Raw genomic sequence first — 8,305 nt, 5'->3', positions numbered from 1 at the left:
TTCTCACTCCGCCGCGAATTCGGCCGGGTCGAAGTCGTATTGCGTCGAGCAGAACTCGCAGGCGACATGGATGCCGCCATCCTCGGTCGAATCCTTGATCTCCTCGGCCGAAAAGCCTCCGAGGATGCCGTGGATCTTCTCGCGCGAGCAGGAGCACTGGTCGGCGACCGGCACGCCGCGGAAAACCCGCACGCCATGCTCGTGGAACAGCCGGTAAAGCAGCCGCTCGGCGCCCACTGTCGGGTCGATCAGCTCGGTCTGCTCGATCGTGCCCAGCAGCGCCAGCAATTCCTGCCAGGAATTGTCGGCCGGCTGGTCCGCGACGTCACGCGGATCACCGTCGCCGCCCGAAATATCGGGAATGCGCATGCGCTCCGGCGCCTGGGGCAGGAACTGCGCCAGGATGCCGCCGGCGCGCCACTGCTCGCGCGCGCCGGCCGGGCCGGGCGTGACCAGCTTGGCGACCGACATCTTGATGTCGGTCGGGATCTGCTCCGACTGGCGGAAATAGGTGCGCGCGGCGTCCTCCAGCGAGGTGCCGTCGAGCTGGACGATGCCCTGGTAGCGCTGCGTATGCGCGCCCTGGTCGATGGTCAAAGCCAAGACACCGTTGCCAAGCAGCGTCTGCTGCGAGGCCTCGCCGGCGGCGATCAGCGCCTGCAGCCGGTCGGCATCGAAGCGCGCATAGGCGCGCAGCGCATGTGGCGTGGTGAAATCAGCCACGAGCATGTCGACCGGACCGTCGGTGCGGGTCTGCAGGATGAACTTGCCCTCGAACTTCAGCGAGGTGCCGAGCAGCACGGTGAGCACGCAGGCTTCCGCCAGCAGGCGGGCGACCGGCTCGGGATAATTGTGACGGCTCAAAATGGCGTCGAGCATCGGCCCGAGCTGCACGGTGCGGCCGCGCACATCGAGCGGCGCGACCTCGTAGGGCACGACGTGATCGTCGCCGGCAAAGCCGAATTCACCGAGTTGGGGTCTATGCTCAGCCAAGGTATGGGTTTCCAACATGACAAAACTCCGGGGCGCAGCCATGCAACCCGATGAGCCGCATGCGTCGAAGCGCGTTCAATTTACGTGATGGCCCGCAAATAGGCATCACATATCCCCAGATCAAGTTGACCCCGATCGGGCCGGAAGCGGTCAGGTCGGCCCTTCTCAAGCGCCCAGGCACCAGGCCAGCACCGCCTTCTGGGCGTGCAGCCGGTTCTCGGCCTCGTCGAAGACCACCGAATGCGGCCCGTCGATCACCTCGTCGGTGACCTCCTCGCCGCGATGCGCCGGCAGGCAGTGCATGAACAACGCATCGGCTTTGGCCTTCGCCATCAGCGCGGCATTCACCTGATAGGGCAGGAAGACGTTGTGGCCGCGGGCGCGATGCTCCTGGCCCATCGAGACCCAGCTGTCGGTGACGACGCAGTCGGCCTGGTCGACGGCTTCCTCGGCGGACTTGGCAAACCGGACCTTGCCGCCATTGGCTTTCGACCAGTCGACATATTTCTCGAAAGGCTCGCTGCCCTCCGGCACCGCGACATTGAGGTTGAAGCGGAAGCGCGCCGAGGCTTCGAGCAGCGAATGCAGCACATTGTTGCCGTCACCGGTCCAGGCGAAAGTCTTGCCGGCCACCGGACCGCGATGCTCCTCATAGGTCATGATGTCGGCCATGAGCTGGCAGGGATGCGTGTCGTCGGTCAGCCCGTTGATGACCGGAACGGTGGCGTTCTCGGTGAGCTCCAGCAGCCGGTCATGCGAGGTGGTGCGGATCATGATGGCATCGACGTAACGAGACAGCACTTTTGCCGTGTCGGCGATGGTTTCCGAGCGGCCGAGCTGCATCTCGGTGCCGGTCAGCATGATCGTCTCGCCGCCGAGCTGGCGCATGCCGACATCGAAGGATACGCGCGTGCGCGTCGACGGCTTGTCGAAGATCATGGCCAGCACCTTGCCGTCGAGCGGTTTTGAGCGCTCACCCGCCTTGAGCCTGGTCTTTCGCGCCACCGCGTCGTCCAGCATCGAGCGCAGGTCGCCCGCGGAAACGGCGGATAGATCGGTGAAGTGGCGAACACTCATCGGCAGGTTCCAGAAATTATTTCGCGGCTTCGGCCGCAATAGCGTCGGTCAGGCCCTTGGCGCCGGCGCGAATGCGCTTCAGCGCCTCGCCGATCTCCGCGTCGGTAACGGTGAGCGGCGGCAGGAGCCGGATGACATTGTCGCCCGCCGGCACGGCAAGCAGGTGCTGGTCGCGCAGCGCCATGTTCACCTTGGTGTTGGGCATGACGCATTTCAGGCCGAGCATCAGGCCGGTTCCCCTGATGCCCTCGATGACGTCGGGAAATTCGTCCGCGACCCCGGCCAGCCCCTGTTTCAGAAGCAGCGCCTTGCGCTGCACGTCCTCGAGGAAACCGTCGGCCAGCACCACGTCGAGCACGGCGTTGCCGACCGCCATCGCCAGCGGATTGCCGCCGAAGGTGGTGCCGTGTACGCCGGCGGTCATGCCGGTCGCCGCCTCATCCGTGGCAAGGCAGGCACCCATCGGGAAGCCGCCGCCGATGCCCTTGGCGATCGCCATCAGGTCGGGCGTGACGCCGGCCCACTCATGCGCGAACAATTTTCCGGTTCGGCCGATGCCGCACTGGACCTCGTCGAAGATCAAAAGCAGGCCGTGCTGGTCGCAGAGCTGCCGCAGCCGCTTCAAGGACTGCGTCGGCACCGGGCGGATGCCGCCCTCGCCCTGCACCGGCTCGATCAGGATTGCCGCGGTCTCCGGCGTGATCGCCTTTTCGGCCGCGTCGATGTCGTCGAATGCGACCTGGTCGAAGCCCTCGACCTTCGGGCCGAAGCCTTCGAGATATTTGTACTGGCCGCCGGCGGCGATCGTCGCCAGCGTGCGGCCGTGGAAGGCGCCCTCGAAGGTGATGATGCGGAAACGCTCCGGGTGACCCTTGACGAACTGGTAGCGCCGCGCCGTCTTGATGGCGCATTCCAGCGCCTCGGCGCCCGAATTGGTGAAGAACACCTTGTCGGCAAAGGTGGCGTCGACCAGCCGCTCGCCCAGCCGGCGCTGTTCCGGGATCTCGTAGAGATTGGAGACGTGCCAGAGCTTGGCGGCCTGTTCGGTGAGCGCCGCGACCAGATGCGGATGGCTGTGGCCCAGCGAATTCACCGCGATGCCGCCCGCGAAGTCGAGATATCGCTCGCCCTTGTCGGTGACCAGCCAGGTCCCCTCCCCGTGGTCGAAAGCCAGGGGTGCGCGAGCAAAGGTCTCGTAAAGCGCCGAACCGCTCATTATATGCGTCTCCGGAACCGGAAATCAAAAAAGCCGCCAATGCGGCGGCCTTTGCGGCTTATCATGTTTTTCGGCCATGAAGTCAACGAAAACGTCACGCACAAGCGCGTGGCAAAGCCCTGACGCCACGCCGGCTCATAAGTAGACCGGCAAGTTGGGGAAAACCGAAAAAACCGAATCGTGTTGCCCTGGGGACTCTTGTCACCGAGTCAGCGCATAAGGTATTTGTAGTCGAGAAATAACTAGATTTCGTGCGGCGGACCTAAATCACCCGGTATATGTGGTGTCGTTTGCCCGGCGGGAGCCGGGTCGGGAATGGATTCTGACTACCGCACGCCTCAGCAGGAGCGCGGCCCCATGAATTGGACTGACGAGCGGGTAGAACTTCTCAGGAAATTGTGGTCGGAGGGCCTGAGCGCCAGCCAGATTGCCGCACAGCTTGGCGGAGTGAGCCGCAATGCCGTCATCGGCAAGGTGCATCGCCTGAAGCTGTCGGGCCGCGGCCGCGCGACGGCCGCCCCGGCGCGCCAGAAGAAGGCGACGCAAGGCGCCTCGATGCAGAAATCGGTGACCCGCGCCGCAAGCGCCACGCGCCATGTGACGGCGACCATCGGCGCCACGGCGCTGCAGGTGCAGTTCGACGCCGAGCCGGTCGCGCGCCACTATATCCGCCCGGTTGAAAACGTGGTCGTTCCGATCTCGCGCAACCTGCAGCTTGTCGAACTGACCGAACGCACCTGCAAATGGCCGAACGGCGACCCACTCTCGGAAGACTTCAGCTTCTGCGGCAACGACGCCGCCGAAACGGGACCGTACTGCAAGTATCACTCCCGGGTTGCGTTCCAGCCGGCGGCGGAACGGCGCAGGGCAAGGTAAGATTAGGGGAATAGGGGAGTAAGGCAGTAGGGGAGTAGGTGAAGATTGCCCTTGTGAGCGCAGCTTTTGGCAGTTTCCTAACATACTCCCTTACTGCCCTACTCCCTTACTCCCCTATTTCACAGCCACCCATTCTTCTTGAACCGCCAGTACAGGAACGCACAGATCAGCGCGATGGCCGCGAGCACGGTCGGATAGCCATATTCCATCTTCAGCTCCGGCATGTCGGAGAAGTTCATGCCGTAGATGCCGGCGAAGGCTGTCGGCACCGCCAGAATGGCGGCCCATGAGGCGAGCTTCTTGGAGATGGCGGTTTCCTGGCTCTGCCCAACGAGAAGGCTCGCTTCGAACGCGAAGGCCAGGACCTCGCGCAGGCTGTCGATCTTTTCCTGCACGGTGCGGATGTGGTCGGTCACGTCGCGAAACAGCGGATGCATGGCGGCATGGATCTGCGGCAGATCGGCGCTGGTCAGCCTACGGCAGACCTCGACCAGCGGCAGGGCCGCATTGCGCAGCCGCAAGAGATCGCGGCGCAGCATATATAGACGCTCGATATCGGCGCCGGTCATCGGCTTCAAAAGCACCTTGTCCTCGATCGCCTCGACCTCGTCCTCGATCTGCTCCAGCACCGGCATGTAATTGTCGACGATGAAATCGAGGATGGCGTAGAGGACGAAATCCTCGCCCTTGGCGAGCGAATGCGGGCAGCTCTCCCAATGCTGGCGCACGGCGGCGTAGGAGGTCGAGGGGCCGTGCCGGACGCTGACGATGTAGCCGGTGCCGACGAACAGATGCGTCTCGCCGAAGGTGACGCGGCCGTCGATCAATTGCGCGGTGCGGGCGACGATGAAGAGAGCATCGCCATATTGCTCGATCTTCGGGCGCTGATGCGGATGCTCGGCGTCCTCGATCGCCAGGTCATGCAGGTGGAATTGCGCCTGCACCCTGAGCAGGAGATTGCGATCGGGCTCGAGCAGGCCGATCCAGACGACATGGCCGGGTTTTGCCGCCCATTCGCCGGCCTGTTCGATGGCGATGTCGGTGACGCGCTTGCCGGCCGAATAGACGCTGGATGCAATGATGCCCGATGTCGGCGGGGCCGGGGTCAGGTTTCGAACTTGTTCCATCGCAAACCTCCCGAGACTGCGACTGACAAATTGCTGCGCCTGGAGCAATTCCAGGAAAAGTGTGAGCGGTTTTCCGCCCGGAATTGCGTAAAAACAAAGAGTTAGGGCGTCTCACCGTTTTCATGAAACGGTGAGACGCTCCAGAGGAGCTTAACCTAAATCAGGAAGCCGTTCGAGAGGCGCATGTTCACTTAGCCGGCACCGTGCCGGGAAGCACGACCTTATCGGTCTTGTCGCCCTTCGGACGGTCGGCGGGCATCTGGTCGCCGGTGACGATGTAGTAGATGGTCTCGGCGATGTTGGTTGCATGGTCGCCGATGCGCTCGATATTCTTGGCGCAGAACAGAAGATGCGTGCAGGGCGTGATGTTGCGCGGATCTTCCATCATGTAGGTCAAAAGCTCGCGGAACAGCGAGGTGTACATGGCGTCAATCTGGTCGTCCCGGTCGCGCACGAAGCCGATCCTCTCGACCGAACGCGAGGCATAGACGTCGAGCACTTCCTTGAGCTGCGTCAGCGCCAGGTCGGCAAGGGCCTCCAGACCGCGGAAAAGACTGTTCGGCTGGCGGCCGTCGACCGCGGCAACGCGCTTGGCGACGTTCTTGCCCAAGTCGCCGACACGCTCGATATCGGCCGAGATGCGGATGGCGCCGACGATCTCGCGAAGGTCCGTCGCCATCGGCTGGCGCCTGGCGATGATGATGATGGCCTTGTCGTCGATCTCGCGCTGCCCCTCGTCGAGGACGAGATCGTCCTGGATGACCTTCTGGGCGAGGCCGTGATCGACGTTCACCAGGGCCGCCACCGCCTGTTCGACCATGCGCTCGGCATGCCCGCCCATCGCGGCGATGCGCTTCGACAGATACTTCAGTTCTTCGTCATAGGCACTGACGATATGGACGGACTGCATGGATATGCCTTCCCGGTTTATGCCGGCTGGTGCGTTCCCTCATTCCGCCGCTGATACGTGAACCGCATGACAGAATGAAGAAAATCCCGGTTAGCAACCAATATACGATCAGCGAGCCGGCAAATGAACCGTGAACGCCGCGCCCTTGCCGACCTCCGACTTGATGGACAGTCTTGCGTTATGACGGGTCAATATATGCTTGACGATCGAAAGGCCAAGCCCGGTGCCTTTCTGGGTGCGGCTGCTTTCGACATCGACGCGGTAGAAGCGTTCGGTGATGCGCGGGATGTGTTCTTCGGCAATGCCCGGACCGTAGTCCCTGATCGTGACGTCGAAGCCCGGCTGTTGGCCATCCTCGCTGCCGGCAATCGATACGGTGACGCGCCCGCCCGACTGGCCGTATTTGCAGGCGTTCTCGAGGAGATTCTCGAAAACCTGGAACAGTTCGTCGCGATCGCCGGGAACGACGAGCGGCCCGTCGGCGAACTCCCGCTCGATGACGACGCCGTTCTCGCTGGCCAGCGGCCCGAGCGAATCGATGACGCTGTCGATCGTCTGGCGAAGATCGACCTCCGTGCCCGGCCTCAGATAGGGCTTCATCTCCAACCGCGACAGGGAGAGCAGATCGTCGATCAGGCGGGCCATGCGGCCGGTCTGGTTCTGCATGATCTGCAGGAACTGGTCGCGCGCCGCCGGGTCGTTGCGGGCCGGCCCGCGCAGCGTCTCGATGAAGCCGGCGATCGAGGCGAGCGGCGTGCGCAGCTCGTGGCTGGCATTGGCGATGAAATCGGCCCGCATGCGATCGATGCGGCGCGTCTCGCTCTGGTCCTTGAAGACCAGCACATACAGGCCGGTGGCATGACCGACCGTGGACGCGCTGACACGGTATGTCCGCTCCACCGGGAGCTTTTCGGTGTAGTCGACCGCGTCGGCGGCGACCTGCCCTGACAGGATGCCGTCGAGCAGCGCCTGCATTTCCGGCGCGCGGAACTTCAATGACAGCGACATGCCCGGCGCAAGCCCGCCGAAGGCGGCGAAAGCGGCAGCGTTGGCATGAACGATGGTGGCGGAATGGTCGAAGATGATCAGCGGATCGGCGACCGCGGCCGCCAGATACTCGCTGGAGAGCCTTTGCAGCCCGCTTGCCTCGATCGCCGCTCCTGCATCGGCTGGCTGGCGTCCGGCATCCTTGGACAGCATCGCCGCGGCCGCCAGCGCGACCAGGGCCAGCACCAGCACATAAATGGAGACGCCAGCAAAAAAATAGACGGCAAGGACCGCGAGAACACCCGCGCCAAGCAGCCAGCGGTTGCGCGACAGCCGCGCCACCAGGGCCTGTCCCCTGCCGTCCTGCTCAGCGCCCGTCTCTGCCATAGGCCCGCGCCACCCCGCATGCCGTCGATCGGTCAGCAGTTCGCTGGACCGGCCTGGCGCATGGCCCTGAAAATCAGGATCGATTTTCGCGAAGGTTCATGCGCAAAATCAAAATGCTACAGCGTCTTTGCGCCCGAATGCGCGCTACGCTGCACAGGCTCCATAGCATGAGTCCGCAAACTGGAAAGGTTCGTCTGGATGAAAAAGGCCAAGGAAACGGCTGAAGCGGTGCCAGCCACGGCACCGATCAAGATCAAGATCGGCGGCAAGGAGCGCGAGTTCGACATCGACAATCCGGTGCTGCCTGACTGGATCGAGGACAACAAGCTCACCGCCGGCGGCTATCCTTACGACAAGAAGATGAAAGGCGAAGACTACGAAAAGGAGCTCGAAGGGCTGCAGATCGAGCTGGTCAAGGCGCAAGCCTGGCTGCAGACGACCGGCAAGCGGGTGATGGCGCTGTTCGAAGGCAGAGACGCGGCCGGCAAGGGCGGTACGATCTTCGTGCTGCGGCAATATATGAACCCACGCACGGCACGCAACGTCGCGCTGACAAAGCCGACGCCGACCGAAGCCGGGCAATGGTACTACCAGCGCTATGTGGAGCATTTCCCGACTTCGGGCGAGTTCGTCACCTTCGACCGCTCCTGGTACAACCGCGCCGGCGTCGAGCCGGTCATGGGATTCTGCACGCCGGAGCAGCACGAGAAATTCCTCGATGAGACACCGCAT

The 8,305-nt window shown here is 63.4% G+C and carries 7 protein-coding genes and 1 pseudogene; 2 read left to right on the top strand and 6 right to left on the bottom strand.

Features of this window, described 5'->3' with window-relative positions:
- Positions 1-3: 3 nt before the first annotated feature.
- The 3 genes from EOD07_RS13695 to EOD07_RS13685 form a co-directional block, all read right to left on the bottom strand.
- A complete protein-coding gene (locus EOD07_RS13695; RefSeq protein ID WP_127235838.1) occupies positions 4-1,035 on the bottom strand; it encodes an Hsp33 family molecular chaperone in 1,032 nt (343 codons plus the stop codon).
- Positions 1,036-1,158: 123 nt separating this feature from the next.
- Positions 1,159-2,070, bottom strand: coding sequence for an ornithine carbamoyltransferase (gene argF, locus EOD07_RS13690; protein WP_040986240.1), 912 nt, complete (start codon positions 2,068-2,070; stop codon positions 1,159-1,161).
- A gap of 16 nt (positions 2,071-2,086) precedes the next feature.
- Entirely contained in the window at positions 2,087-3,286 is a 1,200-nt protein-coding gene (locus EOD07_RS13685; RefSeq protein ID WP_127235837.1) for an aspartate aminotransferase family protein, read from the bottom strand.
- 357 nt (positions 3,287-3,643) lie between these two features.
- Between EOD07_RS13685 and EOD07_RS13680 the strand changes: the two genes are divergently transcribed.
- On the top strand, positions 3,644-4,162 hold the full coding sequence (locus EOD07_RS13680) for a GcrA family cell cycle regulator (protein ID WP_040985866.1): 519 nt from the start codon (positions 3,644-3,646) through the stop codon (positions 4,160-4,162).
- 119 nt (positions 4,163-4,281) lie between these two features.
- Here EOD07_RS13680 and EOD07_RS13675 read toward each other — a convergent pair whose 3' ends face one another.
- The 3 genes from EOD07_RS13675 to EOD07_RS13665 form a co-directional block, all read right to left on the bottom strand.
- Entirely contained in the window at positions 4,282-5,289 is a 1,008-nt protein-coding gene (locus EOD07_RS13675; RefSeq protein WP_127235836.1) for a magnesium and cobalt transport protein CorA, read from the bottom strand.
- Positions 5,290-5,476: 187 nt separating this feature from the next.
- Positions 5,477-6,199, bottom strand: a complete 723-nt coding sequence (gene phoU, locus EOD07_RS13670) for a phosphate signaling complex protein PhoU (RefSeq protein WP_073989355.1) — start codon at positions 6,197-6,199, stop codon at positions 5,477-5,479.
- Positions 6,200-6,307: 108 nt separating this feature from the next.
- Positions 6,308-7,573 carry an ATP-binding protein gene (locus tag EOD07_RS13665; protein ID WP_127235835.1) on the bottom strand — a complete coding sequence of 422 codons (1,266 nt, stop codon included), beginning with the start codon at positions 7,571-7,573 and terminating at the stop codon, positions 6,308-6,310.
- Positions 7,574-7,771: 198 nt separating this feature from the next.
- Between EOD07_RS13665 and EOD07_RS13660 the strand changes: the two are divergent.
- Positions 7,772-8,305 (top strand): annotated as a pseudogene (locus tag EOD07_RS13660) (polyphosphate kinase 2); the annotation flags it as partial.

The organism is Mesorhizobium sp. M2C.T.Ca.TU.002.02.1.1, assembly GCF_003997225.1.
Note: the sequence above shows the minus strand (reverse complement) of the source record. Positions and strands in the feature narration are given on the sequence as shown.